Source organism: Acidicapsa acidisoli (assembly GCF_025685625.1).
Classification (GTDB): Bacteria; Acidobacteriota; Terriglobia; order Terriglobales; family Acidobacteriaceae; genus Acidicapsa; species Acidicapsa acidisoli.
This window is the reverse complement of sequence record NZ_JAGSYI010000001.1, coordinates 2,291,461-2,310,712: the sequence shown is the minus strand read 5'-3', so window position 1 is coordinate 2,310,712 and position 19,252 is coordinate 2,291,461. Positions and strand designations below refer to the sequence as shown.

Genomic DNA, 19,252 nt, shown 5'->3' with positions numbered 1-19,252 from the left:
AAGATTTCCTGAAAGCCGAAAAAGCAGAGCTACGCAGTGTCACTGGACGCGGCCTGCACTTCTCGAGCGGTGCCTGAGAGAATATGCGGGGCATGAAGGAGATAGACAATAAAGCCGAGTTCAAAGCAGGCTAGTTGTTGCTCTATACACGTCCTTTCTTGCAATCAGAAAGCTTGGTGTTCGCGATTAAGTCAGAGAGTTGAGATGATGTATTTCGTTGCCAGCTCGTGACTGTGGACTTCATGGAGGGGTTCCGTTGAGACTCACAACAGCTCCCCAACTCTGCGGACCATGCGAATCCCGCCAGAATATCGGCGAGGCCAGTCGGTTTTAGGATGGCGATAAGAAGGGGAAGTCCAGCAGGTTTCCGACGATTTGCTACTAAATGCTACCCACGCTTCGGAATGACTTGCTGTAAGTGCTTGATAAATATGGTAGGCACGAGGAGACTCGAACTCCTGACCTCTACCGTGTCAAGGTAGCGCTCTAACCAACTGAGCTACGCGCCTGCAAACCGACCTATTCAGTCTAGCAGCAAGCTGGCCTAGGAGCCAACTTCATCTCAACTTCGTTGACTACCCGGTCATCTGACCGATGCGGTTCGCGATGATGTCCCTTATCCAAATCTGGGCAGCTCTTGTAAGACTGCGTTAACATGCTGGTGATGAGCACGAGCCCAGACGTGACAGGCCTCAATGTCCAGTCGCTCGCAAATGCGTGGCGAGGGCATCCGTTGCGCATGGCCCCGAACCTTCTCACGATTCTGCGGATTTTCCTGGTTCCACTCATCATACTCGCCGTTTTGGAACGTCGATTTGAAATGGCCTTCGTTTTGTTTCTGATGGCCGCCGTAACGGATGCAATGGACGGACTTCTGGCACGATGGCTCCGCCTACGCACCATGCTTGGACAATATCTCGATCCCATCGCTGACAAGCTTCTGCTCAGCTCGCTTTTTCTCGCCCTCACCCGAATGAGGATTCTGGATCCGCGCGTTACGGTTCTTGTTTTCGGCCGGGATATTGGGATGCTGCTCTCCGCTGCAATCCTGTACAAGATGGCGAAGTTGCGGGACTTTCGTCCCTCTTTGCTCGGCAAAGCCAACAGTTTCAGTCAGGTAGGGGCTCTCGGCGTAGTGCTGCTTAACCTCATCTACCAGCGGCCATGGGTCGCAGCAACGCGAGTCGCTATGCTCGACGCCACCATCCTCCTGACAGTAGCATCAGGTTTCCACTATGCATGGGTCGCTTCGACCCGCATCAGCAAACTGTCGGATTCTGAGGCCGATTCCGGCTCCGCTTCTACCTGAAATCGCCAACCGGTCTCAAATCTCTTTCAATCGACACCATCCTCATGCTGCGGGTTGGAGACCTTCTCTTCAATCTCCATATCGCGGAATTCGTCGGAGTCAAAGACCTCGCCGCATTCCAGGCATTCGACATATTCCACGTCTTCCTGGCGGGAGACGACACGGACTCTGGGGTGTTTGCAGGGGATCGCCATTTTGGGGTTCTTGACCGTTCTTCGCAGGAGGCCTTTGCGCCAGATTGTATCGAGCCTTGGTCCTTTGTCCAAGGGGGATTTGATAAAGATTTACAGGATCAGCCTCTCGACGGATAAATGCTCTCTATTCCTGGTATTGGTGCAAGCCCGGGATTTCTTTTCCTCCCAATTGAAATAGCGACAGAAACGGTCGTATACTAAATCCAGACCGATGGAGTCGGACTTATGCTGCGGCTCACTAAAAAAGCGGATTACGGCCTGATGGCTCTCAAGTACCTCGCCGAGCATCCGGAAACGCCATCCGTGAGCGCAAAAGATATCGCCGACACATATGGAATTCCTGCGCAATTACTCGCGAAGGTCTTGCAGCGGCTTGCGAAGGTGGGGCTGCTTCGCTCCCATGCGGGGATGAACGGCGGATATGCCCTGTCGAAGAGTGCACGCGCCATTACGGCATTTGAAGTTATCCACGCAATCGACGGGCCGCTCTTCATTACAAGTTGCACCAAGGGTAGTAAATCCTGCGATTTAGAGCCCAACTGCACCGTGAAAGAGCCCCTGGCGCGAGTGAACGAGAGCATCGCCGACGTTCTCAGAAGCATCACAGTATATGACCTTGTAGATCATGAAACAGCAGTCTCGCGCGCGTCGCAGTTGCATCAGCTGGTTTCACTGACCGTACCCATGTAGAAGCATCAGCCGGATTCAATGGTGTTTCGGGCCGGCTCAAGAGTTGGGTCAAAGTTTAGTTTCAAAAGCAAGATTCGAAGTGGAGAAGATGATGAGCGCAATCGACACCCCCGTCGCAGTTCCCGCAGGTGTAAACCTGCCCATTTACATGGACAACCATGCGACCAGCCCCCTGGACCCGCGTGTACTCGAAGCCATGCTGCCCTACTTTTCACAAAAATTCGGCAACGCCGCAAGCCGCAATCATTCCTTTGGCTGGGAAGCAGAACAGGCCGTTGAAAATGCACGCGAGCAGATTGCAAAGCTGATCGGCGCATCCGCAAAGGAAATCATCTTTACCTCAGGCGCCACCGAAAGCAACAATCTGGCCATCAAGGGCATCGCCGAGATGTATAAGGAGCGCGGCAACCACATCATCACCCAGGTTACGGAGCACAAAGCCGTCCTCGACACCTGCAAGCGTCTGGAAAAATACGGCTATCGCGTCACGTACCTGCCGGTGAAGGCCGACGGTCTCATCGACATAGAAGACCTGAAGCGCGCCATGGACGACAAGACGATCCTGGTCTCGATCATGTTTGCCAACAACGAGATCGGCGTCATCCAGCCAGTCGCTGAAATCGGCAAGCTCTGTCACGAAAAGGGCATCATCTTCCACACCGACGCCGTGCAGGCCGTTGGCAAGGTACCTGTCGACGTGAACGCGATGAACATTGACGTTCTCTCCCTGACCGCGCACAAGATTTACGGACCCAAGGGCGTTGGCGCGCTGTACGTCCGCCGCCGCAACCCCCGCGTCCAGATTTCCGCCCAGATCGACGGCGGAGGCCACGAGCGCGGTATGCGTTCCGGCACATTGAACGTTCCCGGCATCGTCGGCCTCGGCAAGGCCTGCGAAATCGCCGGCGCCGAAATGGCTACCGAAGCCGCCCGTCTGCAAGCGATGCGTGATCACCTGCGCAACAAGCTGGAATCGGCCTTGGATTACGTTGAAATCAACGGCTCGTGGGAGCATCGTCTGCCCGGTAACCTGAACATGAGCTTCGTCTACGTCGAAGGCGAAAGCCTGCTGATGGGAATCAACGATGTCGCGGTTTCCAGCGGATCGGCCTGCACCTCGGCCACTCTCGAACCCTCCTACGTGCTCAAAGCCCTCGGCCTCGGCGACGATGTCGCACACAGTTCCATTCGTTTCGGTCTGGGCCGTTTCAACAAAGAAGCGGAAGTGGATTATGTGGCCGACAAGGTCATCGGCATCGTCCAAAAGCTTCGCGAGCTCTCTCCGCTCTACGAAATGGTCAAGGAAGGCATCGACCTGAGCAAGATCGAGTGGGCCGCCCACTAAGTCCCATAGGCCCGGAGATAGAATCCCGGGCCCGGCATTTGAATCAGATGACTTACAGACCTAAGGAGGTCACATGGCATACAGCGATAAGGTTATCGACCACTACAATCATCCCCGCAACGTAGGCCAGCTCGACAAGAGCTCGGACGAAGTTGGCACAGGCCTGGTCGGCGCACCCGAGTGCGGCGACGTCATGCGCCTTCAGATTCGCGTGAATCCTGAAACCCAGGTCATCGAAGAAGCCAAGTTCAAGACCTTTGGCTGCGGCTCGGCCATCGCCAGTTCGTCGCTCGCCACCGAATGGGTCAAAGGTAAGACGGTCTCCGAGGCGATGGAAATCAAGAACACCGACATTGTGAAGGAATTGGCCCTCCCCCCCGTCAAGATCCATTGCTCGGTTCTGGCAGAGGACGCCATCCGCGCAGCCATCGGCGACTGGAAGAAGAAGAATGGCGTCGGAGAGACAACCGGCGCAGTCGCTGTCGCCGCACACTAAGCGACATCGTCTTTGTTTTCGACCGCATCCCCGCGAGAATGGGTGCCCCACCCTTGACAGTTCCATCGTCAAGGGTGGGATCACAGATGTAAGAACCTACGGGAAGAAGAGACCGATGCAGGACTTCGTCACAATTCAGACGCCGGAACAGGCCAGTCAGGCAGCTGCGCTTTCGGCCCAGTCCGCTCCGGTAAAGGCTGCGGCAAAGGGAATCGAAGTAACCCCACGCGCCCTGGCCCATATTCGCAGCGGCATGGCCAAAGAGGGCATTTCGCCCGAAGAAGGCGGCCTGCGTCTCGGAGTTCTCGGCGGCGGCTGCTCCGGGCTCTCCTACAGCATCCGCTTTGACACGCGGCCTCGCGAGCGCGATCGCGTCTACGAATTCGAAGGCATCCGCATCTTTGTCGATCCCAAGAGCTTCGTCTATCTTCATGGCATGATCCTGGATTACGAGCAGACTCTGCTGAAGCAGGGCTTCAACTTCATCAATCCGAACTCGACGCGCTCCTGCGGATGCGGGTCTTCGTTTTCCTAAAACAGCACGCCAAAGCTCCGCAAATCATATGTCCACAGCACTTACAACTTCCGCCCCAGCAGCCTGTTGGGCATGTAGCGCAGCGCTCGCAACATCCGCGCTGCTATGCCCTACCTGCGGCAAAGTACAGCCAGTCTCCGCGGCGGACTACTTCCAGGTCTTCGGACTTGCGCGTGCGCTCACTCTGGACACGGCAGCACTGGAGCGTGATTTCCACCGTCTCAGTCGCCGCCTGCATCCCGATCGCTTCGCCCGTGCCTCAGCCGACGAGCAGCAATGGAGCCTCGCCAACACGGCGTTGCTCAACGATGCCTACCGCACTCTGCGCGATCCGATCCAGCGAACGGAATACCTGCTGCGTCTAGAAGGCCTGCAAATCGGCGAGGAGCACTCCGGCAAGGGCAAGAGCGCCGACCGCCAACCTCCTGCCGACCTGCTCGAAGAAGTCTTCGAACTCAACATGCAGCTCGAAGAAATGCGCATGAATCAAAAGATGGGCGAGAACGATCCGGCTCTTCTGGCCGATCTCACCGCAGCCCGCACCCGCTTCGAAAACCTTCTCGCCGCAGTCGACACCGACCTCACAGCCCGAGGCGCAGAGTGGGACGGCGGCAGCAGCGAAGTACGCCAGAAGGCCGCCAACACCATGGCCTCGCTCTTGGATCGTCGCCGCTACCTGCGCAATCTCGTCCGCGACGTCAACGCAGTTCTCTCGAACCCAGCAGCTTAGGAATCCTGAATCAATGTCTGAAGAACGCCCAAACGAGCGGATTGTCGGAATCGATCTCGGAACCACCAACTCCCTTGTCGCCTACATGGAAGGCAGCCAACCCGTGGTCATCCCCGGCGTGGACGGCTCCAATCTAGTCCCCTCAATCGTCGCCCTTGACGTCGTTGACCCCAGCGCCGAAGGCGCGCGCGCCACTGTCACCGTCGGCAACTCCGCCCGCCGCTCCCTGATCGAAAACCCCGAACGGGCCATTTATTCCGTGAAGCGCCTGATGGGCCGCGGCCTAGAAGACGTGCAGGAAGAGCTGAAACTCTTCCCATTCCGCCTGGCCGACGACATCGAACCCGGTGAAGTCCTCCGCATTCTGCTCGGCGAGATGCAGTTCACTCCGCCCGAGATCTCCGCCTACATCCTGCGCCAGCTCAAGCGCAATGCCGAGCGCTACTTCGGCGCGCCGGTCACCAAGGCAGTCATCACCGTTCCCGCCTACTTCAACGACGCCCAGCGCCAGGCCACTCGCGACGCCGGACGCATGGCTGGCCTCGACGTCCTTCGCCTGGTCAACGAACCGACCGCCGCAGCTCTGGCCTACGGTCTCGACCGCGCCAAGGAAGGAATTATCGCCGTCTACGACCTCGGCGGCGGAACATTCGATATCTCCATCCTCAAGCTCAACGACGGCATTTTTGAGGTCATAGCCACCAACGGCGACACGCACCTCGGCGGCGACGACATCGATAACCTGCTCCTCGCCGTAGCCCTCGACGAAATCCGCAACGAACACGGCGTCGATCTCCGCCGACAAGCGGATGCAATCCAGGCCCTGCGCAAAGCCGTCATCGAAGCAAAGATCACGCTTTCGTCCGAACCCTCTGCCAAACTCGACATCGAACTTCCCGACGGCGCCCGCTACCAGCGCGAAATCCCCCGCGAAGTCTACGAACAGCTCATTGAACCAGTCCTGGCCCGCACCGCAGGACCGTGCCGCCAGGCCATCGCCGACGCCGGAATCAAGCCAGAGCAGATCGAAGAACTCGTCCTCGTCGGCGGCTCGACCCGCATTCCCGCCGTTCGCAAGCTCGTCGATCAGCTCTTCGAACTCTCCGCGCGCGGCAAGAAGCCCCACACCGAGCTAAACCCCGACGAAGTCGTCGCCCTGGGCGCAGCCGTGCAGGCCAGCATCCTCGCAGGCAGCTCCACCACAACCGACGAACTCCTGCTGCTCGACGTCACACCGCTTTCACTCGGCATCGAGGCCCTCGGCGGCGTAGTTGCGCGCATCATCCAGCGCAACTCCACCATCCCCGCCTCGGCCACCGAGCACTTCACCACGGGCGTCGACGGCCAGACCAACGTCGCCATTCACGTCCTCCAGGGCGAGCGCGAACTGGCAACAGACTGCCGCTCTTTAGCCCGTTTTGACCTCAAAGGCATTCCGCCGATGTCTGCGGGCCTGCCTCGCATCGAAGTCAAATTCCTCATCGACGCCAACGGCATTCTGCAAGTGACAGCCCGCGAACAGCGCAGCGGCCTTGAAGCCCAGATCGAGGTCAAACCGACCTACGGCCTCACCGACGAGCAAGTCGAAACCATGATCCTCGACTCCTTCGACAACGCAGAAAGCGACTTCGAAGCCCGTCAACTGATCGAAGCCCGCCTCGAAGCCGAAACGATTCTCTCTGCTGTCGAAAAAGCTCCAGCGCACGCCGCCTGGCAGCTCATTTCAGATCAGGAAAAAGCCGCCATCGAAGCCGCGCGCCTGCATCTAGAGGCCATTAAATCAGGCAGCGACCTGAAAACAATCCGCGAAGCCACCAGCGCCCTCGACAAAGCCACGCAGAACTTCGCCGAAAAGATGATGGACGCGGCCGTTTCTGGAGCCATGCGCGGCAAGACCATGCAAATCGCAGGCGAAGAACTCAGCAACAACGAAATCCACGCACCCCATGTCTTCGCACCAGCTGAATTCGAGTAGATTCAAGAAGGAACAAGTTATGAGCGACGCAACAACAAAGCCCATCCCAGCCGACAAACTCGTCCGCGTGACCTTCGAGCCCGAGGGCCGCGTCGTCGAGTTCGAATTCGGCACCATGCCCTACGAGCACCACGGCAAGCCGATGTCTTTCCTCGACGTCGCCGAGAACCACGATGTCTTCCTCGATCACGCCTGCGGAGGCGTCTGCGCCTGCACCACCTGCCACCTCTGGATCAAGCAGGATGGCGGCATCAGCGAAGCCGAAGACGACGAAATCGACCGCCTCGACATGGCCGCCGACCAGCAGCTCAACTCGCGCCTCGGCTGCCAGGCCATCATCACCAAGCCGGGCAACTATATCGTCGAAATTCCCAAGTGGAACCGGAATTATGTCTCCGAAGGCAAGCCGCTGACCCTGGCCGAAAGCAAGTAGAGTCAACCCCGTTGTCATCCTGAACGAAGTGAAGGATCTGCTGTTCCAGCCCAAGGAGAGAAATACCCATGCCCCGCGAAATCCTCTGGACCGACGCCGAAGAGATCGGCATACAACTGCAGGAAAAGTTCCCCGACATCGACCCGCTCAAAGTTCGCTTCACCGACCTGCACAGCTACGTTACAGGACTAGAAGGCTTCGCCGACGACCCGGCCAAATCCAACGAAAGCCGCCTCGAAGCCATCCAGATGGCGTGGCATGAAGAGTGGCAGGACGCGCAAGGCTAGTCTCTGGCCTGAGCGTCACTCACTCCATCCAAAAGCCGCCGGGATCAACCGAATTTCTCTCGGTTTTCCCGGCAGCTCATACACCGTCACAATATCGAAACGCGTCTCAGGCCGCTCCGATTCCGGAAGCCGGCGCAGATACTGCCCCGCCAGCCGCCTCAGGGTCCGCCGCTTGTTCCTGTCAACCGCCGAAGACGCCGTAGCCACCTCGTTGCTGGTCCGTGTCTTCACCTCAAGAAAGCACAGCACATCCCCCTGCCAGGCAATCAAATCCACGTCTCCCGGTAACGGTCCCTCATTCCAACGCCTCGCCACCACCGTAAACCCCTGCCTTCGCAGAAAGAAGAACGCAGCCTCCTCGCCGCGTTCCCCCGTCTGCAAGTGCTTCGGCAACCGAGACGAACGGCCACGGCGTTCGGCCAGCCAATCCAATCCGGCGACACCACGCTCAATGGCCTTGATACCCAGATTTGAAAGAACGCTCATTTTCGAAGTATCTTCAGACCACCCATCAGGAACCTTAAGCTCTTACGCTTCAACAGTCTCCAGTTCCCTCGCCCGCGCATGTTCATGCTCAACCTGGGTCAACGCCTCTTCCAGAATATCCAGCGCCACCGTCGCCTCATCCTCGTTGACAATCAGCGGCGGACACAACCGGATAGAAGTCTCGCCGCAACCCAGCAGTAGCAGTCCCTTCTCAAAACAGATCGTCTCGATCCGGTTGCGCAGCGCCGTCGCCGGTTCGCGCGTTTCCTTGTCCAGCACCAGCTCAACGCCGATCATCAGCCCGCGTCCGCGCACATCGCCCACCAGGGGATGCGAGTCCTTCCAGCCAGCCAGCCGCTCCAGCATCTGGCCGCCCACGCGCCCCGCGTTGTCGATTGCCTCGCGCTCCAGAATATCCATCGTCGCCATCGCCGCCGCAATCGAGACGGGATTGCCACCAAACGTCGAAGCGTGCGAACCAGGCACCCAATCCATAATCTCGGCTCTAGTCATGCAGATACCCAGCGGCATACCCGAAGCAATCCCTTTGGCGATACAGATAATATCCGGCTGCACTCCGGAATGCTCAATCGCCCACCATTTGCCAGTGCGTCCAGCGCCGCATTGCACCTCGTCGGCCACCAACAGAATCCCATGGCGATCGCAGATCTCCCGAATCTCGCGCAGGAAGTTGTCCGGAGCCACCACATAGCCGCCCTCGCCCTGAATCGGCTCCAGGAAGATCGCCGCAACCTCCTCCGGGGCCAGAATCGTCTTGAACAGCTTCTCTTCGATATACCGCGCGCAGCCCAGACTGAAAGCCTCCTCGGCCTCCGGCCCACCCGAACATCCGCGATACGCATACGGATACCGGATATGCGTCACGCCCGGCACCAGAGGCGAAAACCGTCGCTTCTGCTGCGGCTTCGACCCCGTCAGTGACAATGCACCCATCGTCCGCCCATGAAACGCCCCAAAGAACGAGATCACCTGCTGCCGCTTGGTGTGATACCGCGCAATCTTCAACGCGCACTCAACCGCCTCCGCGCCAGAGTTTCCGTAGTAAAAACGGTGTGGCCCCGGCATGGGAGCCACTGCGGAAAGCCGATCTGCAAATTCGGCCATCGCCTCATAGTAGAAATCCGTCCCCGAGATATGAATCAGCTCCGCCGCCTGCTTCTGAATGGCTGCGACCACTTCGGGATGACAGTGCCCTGTCGAATTAACGGCAATGCCCGCCGCAAAATCCAGAAATTCATTTCCGTCCACATCCTCCACACGAATGCCGCGACCACGCTTGGCCACCAGCGGATAGGAGCGGGTATAGCTCGGGGAAATCACCCGGTCATCATGTTCCACAGCAGCCTTGGCCTTCGGTCCCGGCAGAGAGCACTTCAGTTTGGGTCCAAATTTTTCATATAAAGCAGCATGCGACATAGCAAAATCTCCTTAAAAGAAATGAGCTTCAGCAATATGTAGAAATCCCGCCACTCCCAGCTCTCAGGAGTCAGGAAAGCAATAGCGCGGAAATGGATTGGATAAAGTAGACGATGAAGGAGCCAGCAAACTAGTCGCCGGCGTAAAGGCTCGGCCTGGTCCGGCTTGGCAGCACACGCAGATGCCGCCGTGGTCCTATCGCACGCGCCCTCAACCTGCTCCAGCGTTTCCTGGCAGGGGTCGCGAGTCGACCATGGCAAAAATACGTGTGCATTGAGCCCTCTGAATGAAGTCCAGATGGCGTGAGCATAGCACGTCGCGACCGAAAAGCGGTAGCACTTCTAATTCCATCCTTACGAATGGAGAGCGCTCAGGCAAGAAAAAATACGATATCTATTTCAGCAACAATACAGAAGCGGACGAAATAACTCCAGCGGCGCCAAAAATCAGCCCAAGGAGCCAATAGGCACGGTTGCGCGTCAACAGAGTAATCGACGCAGTCACCAGAGCAATCTCCAGCAGCGCCTCGCCCAAATCAAAGCGGTCTGCCTTGGCTTCGGCGTGTTCCACCTTCGTCTCCAGCGCCTCGGCCTTCTCCTGCTCTTCCTTCAAATCGTCTGTCCATTTCGCTTGGTGGTCGGCGTAGCTCTTCGCGATCTTTTGCGCCGCCTTGGCGTCTGTAGGGGCGATCACCGAAAGCAGATCGGCAGCCAGCGCCGTATCGCTCGACCGGATCTTCTTCGCCTGATAAAGATTCCACTGGTCCGTCGCCTGGTTTTGAGTCAACACAGCCTCTGTGTGCGTCCGATGCCCCAGCACCGTGGTGATGGCCACCAGCACAGCCAACACACTCATCGTGAAGGCCACTGGCCGCATCGAAGGCTCGTGTGCGCCGTGCTCGGCGTGTTCCTGCAACTCCCCTGCTTCGTTGGCTTCCATTCCATGCCCCCATACTCGTCCTGCTACTTCCGCTTCCAGCGGACGCCGTCTTTGGCGTCCTCAATGATTACACCCTTGGCCGCCAGTTCGTCCCGAATCTCATCTGACCGCCGGAAATTCCGCTGCTTTCGCGCCGTATTCCGTTCCGCAATCAGCGCCTCGATATCCGCATCAGTCAGACCCTGCTGCACCAGCACTTCCGGAGCAACCTTATCCAGCAGTCCCTGGCTCTCCGCCCAGGCCAGCGCCGCGCGCGTCGGCTCCGCGTCTTGATCGGCGATCACAGCAAAGACCGCGTCAAACTTCTCGAGCACCGCCAACACCCGCTCCCGGTCTCCAGCCAGAACAGTCCCCAAATCAAGCGCCGAATTCATCATCCGCACCAGGTCGAAAATCGGCGCTCGCGCCTCTGCCGTATTCAGATCATTTTCGAGTGCAGCGAAATAGCCAGCTTCCGCCCGGTCCGCCGCCTCCTGCAGCGCCACGGTCGTCCCTTCAGACAGCGAAGCTTTCTTGAGACGCGCAACAAAGGTTCGCAGCCGATCAATGGCATTGGTGGCTTCGGTCAGCCCCTCAAACGTAAAATTGAGCTGGTGCCGATACGGCACAGAAACCAGCGCCATTCGAATCGCCGAAGCCTTGTATCCCTTCAAAAGCAAGTCTCGGAGCGTGTAGAAATTCCCCTCCGACTTCGACATCTTGCGCCCGTCCACCAGCAGAAAACGCACATGCATCCAGTGCCGCGCCAATGGCTTGCGCGTCACCGATTCAGACTGCGCAATCTCGTTCTCATGGTGAGGAAACATCAGATCTTCGCCACCGGCATGCAGATCGAAGCTCTCACCCAGATACTTCATCGCCATCGCTGAGCACTCCAAATGCCAGCCCGGACGCCCAGTGCCAATCACCGTCTCCCAGCTTGTCTCGCCCGGCTTCGTAGCCTTCCACAAGGCAAAGTCGCGCGCCGAGTCTTTTTCGTACTCGTCGACATCCACGCGAGCTCCGTCCGTAATCCCTTCCAGATCCTTCTTACTCAGCTTGCCGTACGTCGGAAACGCCGCCAGCCGGAAATACCACGATCCGTGATCGGTCCCGTCCCCAGCGCCATCGCCCGTCCGGTATGCTGCGCCGACCGCCGCCAGCCGCTCAACGAGATCAACCATCTCCGGAATGTGCTCCGTAGCCCGTGCAAAAATCTCGGGCTGCTCGATCCGCAGGGACGCCAGATCATCCAGAAACGCCCTTTCGTACAACGGGGTGTACTCGCCAATCGGCACTCCTGCCGCGGCTGCATTGCGAATAATCTTGTCGTCCACATCCGTAATGTTCATCACATGGCGGATGCGAGTCCCTTGCAAACGCAGGAACCGCCGCAGGACGTCAATCTGCAGAAAAGTCCGGAAATTGCCGATGTGCCCGTAGTCGTATACCGTCGGCCCGCACGCATACATCCGCAATTCCTTGCCGTCGGAGGGAGTCAGCTCGTCCAATTGTCCGCTGAGGGTGTTGTAGAGGCGAAGAGGCATGTGTCTTGAGTCTTGCTTGAGGCTACGGTCAGAATCCCCGCAGTTTAAGCCTTTTCGATTGTATCAGCGCAGGATTCGGGATCGTACCGATGAGATTACCCCAATTGCCGAAGATATGATGCTAATGTGCGCACTCATCTCGCCAGCTTGGTCGAGGACTTCCGCCGCCACGCTGCCGAGACAGCCGTGGTCGCTCACCGTGGAATCCGGCGTTACCGCACCACCTACGGCGAATTAGCCCTGCTTGCAGGCCGTTTCGCCGCTGAGCTCGACCGCCTCGGCATGGTCCCCGGTGAGCGCGTCGTTATCTGGGGCGCAAACTCGGCCGAGTGGATGGCCGCGTTCTTTGGCTGCCTGCTCCGCGCCGTCATCGCCGTACCGCTCGATGCTGCCGGCTCCGCTGACTTTTCCGCCCGTGTAGTCAAGGACGTCGCCCCCAAACTCATCATCGGCGACCGCAATCTGCTCCGCGCTATCCCGAACATCGACAATCTCCCGCACATTGAGCTCTCCAAACTCGGCGATCATCTGCCTCAGGAGCCAAACTTCGCAGTCAGCGAATCCGTCACCGCCCAAACCCCCTTTCAGATCGTCTTCACCTCCGGCACCACCTCTGAACCCAAGGGAATCGTCCACACCCACGCCAATGTCCTTGCCAGCTCCAGCCCCATCGAGCGCGAGATGGCAAAGTTTCGCTTCCTCGAACGCCTGGTTCATCCCATCCGCTTTCTCCATACCTTGCCGCTGAGCCATGTCTTCGGACAGTTCATGGGTTTATGGCTCCCTCCGCTGCTGCCCGGCGAGATACACTTCACCGATCAGGTCGAAGCGCGACGTCTAACCGAACTCATCCGCCACGAGCGCATTTCCGTTCTTGTCGCCGTACCGCGCGTACTTCAGTTGCTGCGGACACATCTCCTTAAGCGCTTCGAAGGCCTCGCGGAGCAGATGGAGCAGGGCCCCGAGTCTTCACGGTTGAGGCGATGGTGGCGCTTTCGCAGAGTCCGTCAGGCCTTCGGATGGAAGTTCTGGGCAGTCATCTCCGGGGGGGCCGCCGTACCTCTCGAGCTCGAAACGTTCTGGCACAAGATGGGTATTGGCCTGATCCAGGGCTACGGCATGACCGAAACCACTGCGCTCGTGACCCTGAATTACCCCTTCAAGATCTCCCAGGGCTCTATCGGCAAGACCCTCCCAGGGCGCGAGGTGCGCCTGAGTGAAGACGGAGAGATCCTCGTGCGCGGCGACATGCTGGCCACGGCTACGTGGCAAGGCGGCGGCATGCGTCAACGGGAAGGAGAATGGCTCGCCACCGGCGACCTCGGCGAACGCGACGAACGCGGCGAACTTCGCTTCCTCGGCAGAAAAGGCGACATGATCGTCACCGGCGCTGGCATGAATGTGCATCCGGACGATCTCGAAGCAGCCATGAAAAAGCAGCCGGGCATACGGGAGTGCGTCGTTATCCCCTTCGAAACCTCGAATGGCGTCGAGCCGGTCGCCGTCGTGCTGTCTTCCGGGAATGAAGCACAGCTTCACGACGCGCTGCTCGCCGCAAACCGGGAGCTCGCCGATTTCCAGCAGATTCGCCGGGCGCTCCAATGGCCCGAGCCGCAATTCCCGTTCACCTCCACCGGAAAGCTCCTGCGAAGAAAAGTCGCCGAATGGGCATCCCAGTCAGTCCGGACCCAGCGACAGTCCGATCGGAACTCGGCTCAAACGGGAAAAGACCTCCTCCTCGACCTGATCGCTGAAGTCACCGGTGAACCCTCCGCAACCGATGACGACAGCCTGCGTCTCACGGAAGATCTTCACCTCGACAGTCTTGGCCGCGTCCAGCTCCAGACAGCCCTCGAACAACGCCTCGACCGGGAACTGCCCGACGACGCACTAGCCAACATCCAGACGCTCGGCGATTTGCGAGCAATCGTCTCAAGCGCAGTCGCCCCTGAATTACCGCAAACGCCGACGCAGATGCCTGCACAGGTCAGGACAGCGTCTGTCGTCGCAGATACGCAAGCCGTGCACGAAACCAGATCAGTCCCAGCCGAGGATACGCCAGCGCCGGAAAACCGCGCACCTGGCATCCCGGACAACGATCTGAAATCGCTTACCTCCGAGCCGCTCTATCCGAAGTGGCCGTTAAGCTGGCCTTTTGCCATGATCCGCGGCGTGTTTCTGGAACTCCTGATGCGGCCTCTCGTATGGCTGCTCGGCGCTCCACGCATCGTTCGGCTGACAGGCGAGATTCCAAACGGCCCATTGCTCGTCATCGCCAACCACCGCAGCGCATACGATGGCGCACTCGTCCTTTACGCACTGCCCGGCAAGCTCCGTCGACGCGTCGCCATCGCCATGTCCGGCGAGATGCTGCTCGACTACCGGATCGGCCGCAACCAGGGGAACTTCCTGCTCAACTTGCTCGCCCCACCGCAATACTGGCTCGTCACAGCGCTTTTCAATGTCTTCCCAATGCCCCGCATGCACGGCTTTCGTAAGAGCTTTCAGCACGCAGGCGAAGCCATGGACCGAGGATATTCCGTTCTCATCTTCCCTGAAGGCGCCCGCTACCACGAAGGCGAAATGCGGCCCTTCCGCCAGGGAATCGGCCTAATCGGGCAGGAGGCGCAGATTCCCATACTTCCAGTCACACTTGTCGGGCTCGATGAAATGTACCGGACCCGCTGGTTCCGTTCGCGCTCGCTCGAAATCCGCATCGGCAAGATCATTCCAGTAGACGAAACAACCGACCCCGCCGAGTTGACAGCCAAACTCGAATCGGCCGTTCGGGATCTTTGCTCCTGATCATCACGCCTAAGGTCAAAGAAAGATCAAAGCTTGTTGAAAGTTGGCGGATTCCCCTGCATCTGCAAGCTACGATTTCCGTCTAACTCTACAGTGACCTTTTTATTGGCGGTTATTCTCTGAATATGACACCCCCAAGGCTCCGCGCTTAATGCGGCAACCGGTTGGAAACAAGATAACTCTGGACAACAGCGCGAGGGGCTTGCGTAGTCAGACCCTGCGGAATCGCCGCCTGTCACGCCCGGCGCGCCCCGCCCTACTGCTTGTCCTTTGTTTCCTCGGATCGAACATTTTCGCGTGGTCGCAGAGCTCAACCTCAGCCCCGAGCCTGTACCTTCCAGATGCCCCGGAAGCGCAAGCTGCATCCCAGTCCTCAGCCCAGGTTTCACCCTCAAACCAGTCGTATGAAGCCCAAACAGGTAGCATTCACGGTGTCGTCGCAGATCGCGATGGGGCCGTTTACCAAGGCGTTCAAATCACTCTGACCCAGGCAGTTCCTGGTCCCACTCCAGCGAACACAACAACATCCGACAGCAACGGACAATTTCAGTTCTCAAACGTCCCACCAGGCTCGTTCAAACTCACAGTCTCCTCGCAAGGATTCAACACCCAGATCATTTCCGGGGTTTTGCACCCCGGCGAGAGCTACCAGGCGCCAGCCATCGCATTAGCCTTCGCAACCGCCACCAGCGAAGTTCAGGTCACTGCATCCAGGGTCGAGGTAGCCCAGGAAGAGCTCCACGAAGAGGAACAACAGCGCGTCTTCGGCGTCATCCCCAACTTCTACGTCGTCTATGCGCCCGATGCCCCGCCGCTCAACACGCGGCAAAAATTCCACCTCGCGTGGAGATCCTCCATCGATCCCTTCACATTTGCGATCTCTGGCGCGTTCGCCGGAGTCGAGCAGGCCGACAACGGATTCAGCGGTTATGGCCAGGGTGCGCAGGGATACGCCAAGCGATTTGGAGCCAACTACGCCGATAGTTTCATCGGCACCATGATTGGCAGCGCCATACTTCCTTCGATCCTGAAGCAGGACCCCCGCTATTTCTACAAGGGCACCGGGACCGTCCGCTCCCGCGTCCTTTACGCCATCGCCAACTCCGTCGTTTGTAAAGGCGACAACGGACAGTGGCAGCCGAATTACTCCGGCATCCTCGGAAGCCTCGCAGCCGGCGGCATCTCCAACCTCTACTACCCAGCCAGCGATCGCGACGGAGTCACTCTCACGATTGATGAGACTCTCCTCGGCATCGCCGGAAGCGCCGCCCAGAACATATTTCAGGAATTTTTCGTTCGCCGGTTTACCCCCAAGCTCCCCAACTACCAGCTCACAAAACCCTGACACCGCTCATGCCAAGGCCAGCCGCGGATTGGCTTCCAGATCCCATCCCGCAAACTCTCCTGCCAGAAAGCGCGGCCATGCCGCAGCCGCAATCATCGCCGCATTATCTGTCGAAAGCGCCAGCGTAGGGAAAGCCACCGGCAGCCCTCGCTCCGCGGCCTCCGCCGTAAATCTCACCCGCAGCTCCCGGTTAGCCGCGACACCACCCGTAACCAGCACCGAAGCCGCACCCACCGCCTCCGCCGCAGCGAAGGCCTTCCGCAACAAATCACCCACCACCGCATGTTGAAAGCTCGCAATCAGGTCCAGCGTCTGCTGGTCGCACAGCCCCTGCGCATCCAGCCATGTGGGATGCCGGCCGGACTCGCTCATCGCCATCAGCGCCCGCCGCCGAACTTCGCAGCTCTCGCGCAACCCATGCAACTCCACATAGCGAAGCACCGCCGTCTTGATCCCTGAAAAGGAAAACAGAAAATGCCGGTCAAGATCGGCAATCGGCGCTGATCGCGCCCCCTTGGTTCGCGGTGCTTTGCCTTCCAGGTGCGCCTTGGTCTTGATCTGCGCAAACCCAAACGGCACGGCTTTGGGGTTGCCGAACTGCGCCAGATGATCGATCCACGGTCCGCCCGGATAACCCAGACCCAGCAGCTTGGCAACCTTGTCAAAAGCCTCGCCAGCCGCATCATCCAGAGTTCTGCCAATCAGCGAGTACTGCCACGCACCGAATTCAGCTGCTCCAGAGACCGGAGGCCGCGCCAGAAACAAATGCGTATGCCCGCCGGAAACAACCAGCGCCAGCGTCGGCATGGGCAACCCCATTTCCTCCGAACCCGCCAGACTCGTTCCGCCCAACCTTCGCTGCCGGTCCTCCAGCAGCACGGCGTGAATATGCCCCTCAAGATGATTGACTGCAATCAGAGGAATCCCGCGCGCAAAAGCCAACGCCTTCGCGTAAGTGATTCCCACCAACAGAGCCCCGGCCAGCCCCGGTCCATTGGTAACTGCGACCGCTTCCAGATCGTCCAGACCGCAGCCAGCCCCAGTCAGTGCAGCTCGGGTAATCGGCACAATATTGCGCAGATGCTCCCGGCTGGCCAGTTCCGGCACCACTCCGCCATAAGGCGCATGCATCGCAATCTGAGAAGCCACCACTGACGAGCGCGTCCACGCACCGCGCTCGACCACCGCTGCGGCCGTCTCATCACACGAGGATTCAATGCCAAGAATGAGCCCGCTACCCATAAGCCTCTAGTTTACGTGGAATGCTTCCCGAATTGAGTATCTGCAATCTTGCCGCAAAACGCGCCAACGGGAAAATGCGCTGGGCAGGCGCCGCCGTCGGATAAAGAAACTAAGATTTTGCGGCAGTGACCGCTCGTTCCCAGCGAATTTTTGCACCTAACGTCCACTCTCCGCTGTCTTAAGTTGCGTGAGGAGGACGCTCTTCGACGTGGGCACTCACCGATCGCTTGGCACACTTCTGATCCTCGTGTCGGTCGCGCTTCCGGCACTGACACAGAACGTCTTAGCGCCTGGGCCACAGACCGGAACCATCATCGGGACTGTGGTTGCGGTTGATGACAGCGTGATTCCGGGCGCAACGGTGGTCCTTGATGGCCCCTCTCCCGGCGATCGTCAGACGGTCGAGTCGAATGAGAGCGGCTTCTTTAAGATTGACCGTCTGAAACCGGCGACACCGTATCACATCACCGTCAGAGCAAAGGATTTTGCGAACTGGTCCTCTGCCAGCATCGTCCTCAAACCTGGCCAGTTCCTTAACCTCGGGGACATCACGCTGCAAATTGAAGTTGTCGAAACCACCGTCGCCGCTGTTTCTCCTGAGCAGCTTGCGACCCAGCAGGTCGAGATCGAAGAGAAACAGCACGTGCTGGGCTTCATCCCAAACTACTACGTGGTCTACGATCCCAACGCGGCCCCACTCACGTCAAAACTGAAGTTCAGGCTCGCCTTCAAGACCTCAATAAATCCGGTCACCTTTGCCGGCTCCGCTTTCATTGCTGGCATCGATCAAGCGGCGGGCACTCCCAACTACGTTCAGGGTGTGAAGGGATACGGGCAGCGTTTCGGCGCAAATTATGCGAATGGCCTGACCGATATCATGATCGGCGGCGCAATTCTGCCCTCTCTCCTGCACCAGGACCCGCGCTACTTCTACCAGGGAACCGGCACAACCAAGTCTCGGCTGCGCCACGCACTCACCACTCCGTTCTGGTGCAAGGGAGACAACGGCCGCTGGCAACCGAACTATTCCTCCATGGGCGGTTACCTGGGCTCCGGCGCCATTGCAAACACGTATTATCCCGTGTCGAATCGCGGCCCCGGGCTGGTCTTCGGAACTTTCTTTGTGAACGTGGCAGCCGACATGGCGAATGGCGTTCTCCAGGAGTTCGTGCTTCGCAGGTTCACGCCCGGCACCAAATAATCTCGGGCTGTTAAAAAGCGCCGAGCAAATAGGCAATGAGGATAATCAGCAGAATCGTCCCGAGGCCGATTCCAGCTCCACCGCCGTAGCCCCAGCGGCCATACCCGTAGTACCCGCCGCCCCCGCCAAGAAGCAGAATCAACAGAATAATGATGATCAGAGTCATTTGCTCTCTCCTTTTCTTTCGTATCGCCTGGCCAATACCAAGCCGGAGTAAAATCCACGCTCCGGCCAAACCGTTGCCTGCTCATAACAACCTAGGATTTCCCGCAATCCG

The 19,252-nt window shown here is 58.7% G+C and carries 19 protein-coding genes and 1 tRNA gene; 12 read left to right on the top strand and 8 right to left on the bottom strand.

Features of this window, described 5'->3' with window-relative positions:
- Nucleotides 1-432: 432 nt before the first annotated feature.
- A tRNA-Val gene (locus tag OHL23_RS09325) sits at nt 433-509 on the bottom strand.
- Nucleotides 510-664: 155 nt separating this feature from the next.
- Here OHL23_RS09325 and OHL23_RS09320 point away from each other — a divergent pair.
- A complete protein-coding gene (locus OHL23_RS09320) occupies nt 665-1,309 on the top strand; it encodes a CDP-alcohol phosphatidyltransferase family protein (RefSeq protein WP_263351505.1) in 645 nt (214 codons plus the stop codon).
- Between the two features lie 26 nt (nt 1,310-1,335).
- On the opposite strand, the gene OHL23_RS09315 is transcribed toward OHL23_RS09320, so the two are convergent.
- Nucleotides 1,336-1,503, bottom strand: a complete 168-nt coding sequence (locus tag OHL23_RS09315) for a hypothetical protein (protein WP_263351504.1) — start codon at nt 1,501-1,503, stop codon at nt 1,336-1,338.
- 225 nt (nt 1,504-1,728) lie between these two features.
- On the opposite strand from OHL23_RS09315, the gene OHL23_RS09310 reads away from it, so the two are divergent.
- From OHL23_RS09310 to iscX, 8 genes are all read left to right on the top strand, one after another.
- Entirely contained in the window at nt 1,729-2,193 is a 465-nt protein-coding gene (locus OHL23_RS09310; RefSeq protein WP_263351503.1) for an RrF2 family transcriptional regulator, read from the top strand.
- 91 nt (nt 2,194-2,284) lie between these two features.
- Entirely contained in the window at nt 2,285-3,538 is a 1,254-nt protein-coding gene (locus OHL23_RS09305) for an IscS subfamily cysteine desulfurase (RefSeq protein WP_263351502.1), read from the top strand.
- A 73-nt stretch (nt 3,539-3,611) separates the two neighbouring features.
- The gene (gene iscU / locus OHL23_RS09300) at nt 3,612-4,034 is read left to right on the top strand and encodes a Fe-S cluster assembly scaffold IscU (RefSeq protein WP_263351501.1); all 423 of its coding nucleotides are present in this window, start codon (nt 3,612-3,614) and stop codon (nt 4,032-4,034) included.
- Nucleotides 4,035-4,149: 115 nt separating this feature from the next.
- Nucleotides 4,150-4,569 (top strand): HesB/IscA family protein, encoded by a 420-nt coding sequence (locus tag OHL23_RS09295; protein ID WP_263351500.1) that lies wholly within the window; start codon nt 4,150-4,152, stop codon nt 4,567-4,569.
- Between the two features lie 28 nt (nt 4,570-4,597).
- Nucleotides 4,598-5,299, top strand: a complete 702-nt coding sequence (gene hscB, locus OHL23_RS09290) for a Fe-S protein assembly co-chaperone HscB (RefSeq protein ID WP_263351499.1) — start codon at nt 4,598-4,600, stop codon at nt 5,297-5,299.
- Nucleotides 5,300-5,312: 13 nt separating this feature from the next.
- Nucleotides 5,313-7,274, top strand: a complete 1,962-nt coding sequence (hscA, locus tag OHL23_RS09285; protein ID WP_263351498.1) for a Fe-S protein assembly chaperone HscA — start codon at nt 5,313-5,315, stop codon at nt 7,272-7,274.
- A gap of 19 nt (nt 7,275-7,293) precedes the next feature.
- A complete protein-coding gene (locus OHL23_RS09280) occupies nt 7,294-7,707 on the top strand; it encodes a 2Fe-2S iron-sulfur cluster-binding family protein (protein ID WP_263351497.1) in 414 nt (137 codons plus the stop codon).
- Nucleotides 7,708-7,775: 68 nt separating this feature from the next.
- The gene (gene iscX / locus OHL23_RS09275; protein WP_263351496.1) at nt 7,776-7,994 is read left to right on the top strand and encodes a Fe-S cluster assembly protein IscX; all 219 of its coding nucleotides are present in this window, start codon (nt 7,776-7,778) and stop codon (nt 7,992-7,994) included.
- A gap of 15 nt (nt 7,995-8,009) precedes the next feature.
- On the opposite strand, the gene OHL23_RS09270 is transcribed toward iscX, so the two are convergent.
- From OHL23_RS09270 to cysS, 4 genes are all read right to left on the bottom strand, one after another.
- Nucleotides 8,010-8,480: a YraN family protein gene (locus OHL23_RS09270; RefSeq protein ID WP_263351495.1), complete on the bottom strand. Its 471-nt coding sequence runs from the start codon at nt 8,478-8,480 to the stop codon at nt 8,010-8,012.
- A gap of 42 nt (nt 8,481-8,522) precedes the next feature.
- Nucleotides 8,523-9,917, bottom strand: a complete 1,395-nt coding sequence (locus OHL23_RS09265; RefSeq protein ID WP_263351494.1) for an acetyl ornithine aminotransferase family protein — start codon at nt 9,915-9,917, stop codon at nt 8,523-8,525.
- A gap of 393 nt (nt 9,918-10,310) precedes the next feature.
- Nucleotides 10,311-10,856: a DUF4337 domain-containing protein gene (locus OHL23_RS09260; protein ID WP_263351493.1), complete on the bottom strand. Its 546-nt coding sequence runs from the start codon at nt 10,854-10,856 to the stop codon at nt 10,311-10,313.
- A 23-nt stretch (nt 10,857-10,879) separates the two neighbouring features.
- Complete coding sequence (cysS, locus tag OHL23_RS09255) at nt 10,880-12,382, bottom strand: cysteine--tRNA ligase (RefSeq protein WP_263351492.1); 1,503 nt, start codon at nt 12,380-12,382, stop codon at nt 10,880-10,882.
- 126 nt (nt 12,383-12,508) lie between these two features.
- On the opposite strand from cysS, the gene OHL23_RS09250 reads away from it, so the two are divergent.
- Together OHL23_RS09250 and OHL23_RS09245 are read left to right on the top strand one after the other, a co-directional pair.
- Nucleotides 12,509-15,187: an AMP-binding protein gene (locus OHL23_RS09250; protein ID WP_263351491.1), complete on the top strand. Its 2,679-nt coding sequence runs from the start codon at nt 12,509-12,511 to the stop codon at nt 15,185-15,187.
- Nucleotides 15,188-15,389: 202 nt separating this feature from the next.
- A complete protein-coding gene (locus OHL23_RS09245) occupies nt 15,390-16,532 on the top strand; it encodes a carboxypeptidase-like regulatory domain-containing protein (RefSeq protein WP_263351490.1) in 1,143 nt (380 codons plus the stop codon).
- A 6-nt stretch (nt 16,533-16,538) separates the two neighbouring features.
- On the opposite strand, the gene OHL23_RS09240 is transcribed toward OHL23_RS09245, so the two are convergent.
- A complete protein-coding gene (locus tag OHL23_RS09240) occupies nt 16,539-17,774 on the bottom strand; it encodes a tRNA (adenosine(37)-N6)-threonylcarbamoyltransferase complex transferase subunit TsaD (protein WP_263351489.1) in 1,236 nt (411 codons plus the stop codon).
- A 208-nt stretch (nt 17,775-17,982) separates the two neighbouring features.
- Between OHL23_RS09240 and OHL23_RS09235 the strand changes: the two genes are divergently transcribed.
- Nucleotides 17,983-18,975 (top strand): carboxypeptidase-like regulatory domain-containing protein, encoded by a 993-nt coding sequence (locus OHL23_RS09235; protein WP_263351488.1) that lies wholly within the window; start codon nt 17,983-17,985, stop codon nt 18,973-18,975.
- 10 nt (nt 18,976-18,985) lie between these two features.
- Here the strand turns inward: OHL23_RS09235 and OHL23_RS09230 are convergent, their stop codons facing one another.
- On the bottom strand, nt 18,986-19,141 hold the full coding sequence (locus tag OHL23_RS09230) for a DUF3309 family protein (protein WP_263351487.1): 156 nt from the start codon (nt 19,139-19,141) through the stop codon (nt 18,986-18,988).
- Nucleotides 19,142-19,252: the final 111 nt, after the last annotated feature.

What these genes read in the sequence shown, in the direction of transcription:
- OHL23_RS09320 (WP_263351505.1), top strand. Translation starts at nt 665, where the DNA reads ATGAGCACGAGCCCAGACGTGACAGGCCTCAATGTCCAGTCGCTCGCA.
- OHL23_RS09315 (WP_263351504.1), bottom strand. Translation starts at nt 1,503, where the DNA reads ATGGCGATCCCCTGCAAACACCCCAGAGTCCGTGTCGTCTCCCGCCAG.
- OHL23_RS09310 (WP_263351503.1), top strand. Translation starts at nt 1,729, where the DNA reads ATGCTGCGGCTCACTAAAAAAGCGGATTACGGCCTGATGGCTCTCAAG.
- OHL23_RS09305 (WP_263351502.1), top strand. Translation starts at nt 2,285, where the DNA reads ATGAGCGCAATCGACACCCCCGTCGCAGTTCCCGCAGGTGTAAACCTG.
- iscU (WP_263351501.1), top strand. Translation starts at nt 3,612, where the DNA reads ATGGCATACAGCGATAAGGTTATCGACCACTACAATCATCCCCGCAAC.
- OHL23_RS09295 (WP_263351500.1), top strand. Translation starts at nt 4,150, where the DNA reads ATGCAGGACTTCGTCACAATTCAGACGCCGGAACAGGCCAGTCAGGCA.
- hscB (WP_263351499.1), top strand. Translation starts at nt 4,598, where the DNA reads ATGTCCACAGCACTTACAACTTCCGCCCCAGCAGCCTGTTGGGCATGT.
- hscA (WP_263351498.1), top strand. Translation starts at nt 5,313, where the DNA reads ATGTCTGAAGAACGCCCAAACGAGCGGATTGTCGGAATCGATCTCGGA.
- OHL23_RS09280 (WP_263351497.1), top strand. Translation starts at nt 7,294, where the DNA reads ATGAGCGACGCAACAACAAAGCCCATCCCAGCCGACAAACTCGTCCGC.
- iscX (WP_263351496.1), top strand. Translation starts at nt 7,776, where the DNA reads ATGCCCCGCGAAATCCTCTGGACCGACGCCGAAGAGATCGGCATACAA.
- OHL23_RS09270 (WP_263351495.1), bottom strand. Translation starts at nt 8,480, where the DNA reads ATGAGCGTTCTTTCAAATCTGGGTATCAAGGCCATTGAGCGTGGTGTC.
- OHL23_RS09265 (WP_263351494.1), bottom strand. Translation starts at nt 9,917, where the DNA reads ATGTCGCATGCTGCTTTATATGAAAAATTTGGACCCAAACTGAAGTGC.
- OHL23_RS09260 (WP_263351493.1), bottom strand. Translation starts at nt 10,856, where the DNA reads ATGGAAGCCAACGAAGCAGGGGAGTTGCAGGAACACGCCGAGCACGGC.
- cysS (WP_263351492.1), bottom strand. Translation starts at nt 12,382, where the DNA reads ATGCCTCTTCGCCTCTACAACACCCTCAGCGGACAATTGGACGAGCTG.
- OHL23_RS09240 (WP_263351489.1), bottom strand. Translation starts at nt 17,774, where the DNA reads ATGGGTAGCGGGCTCATTCTTGGCATTGAATCCTCGTGTGATGAGACG.
- OHL23_RS09230 (WP_263351487.1), bottom strand. Translation starts at nt 19,141, where the DNA reads ATGACTCTGATCATCATTATTCTGTTGATTCTGCTTCTTGGCGGGGGC.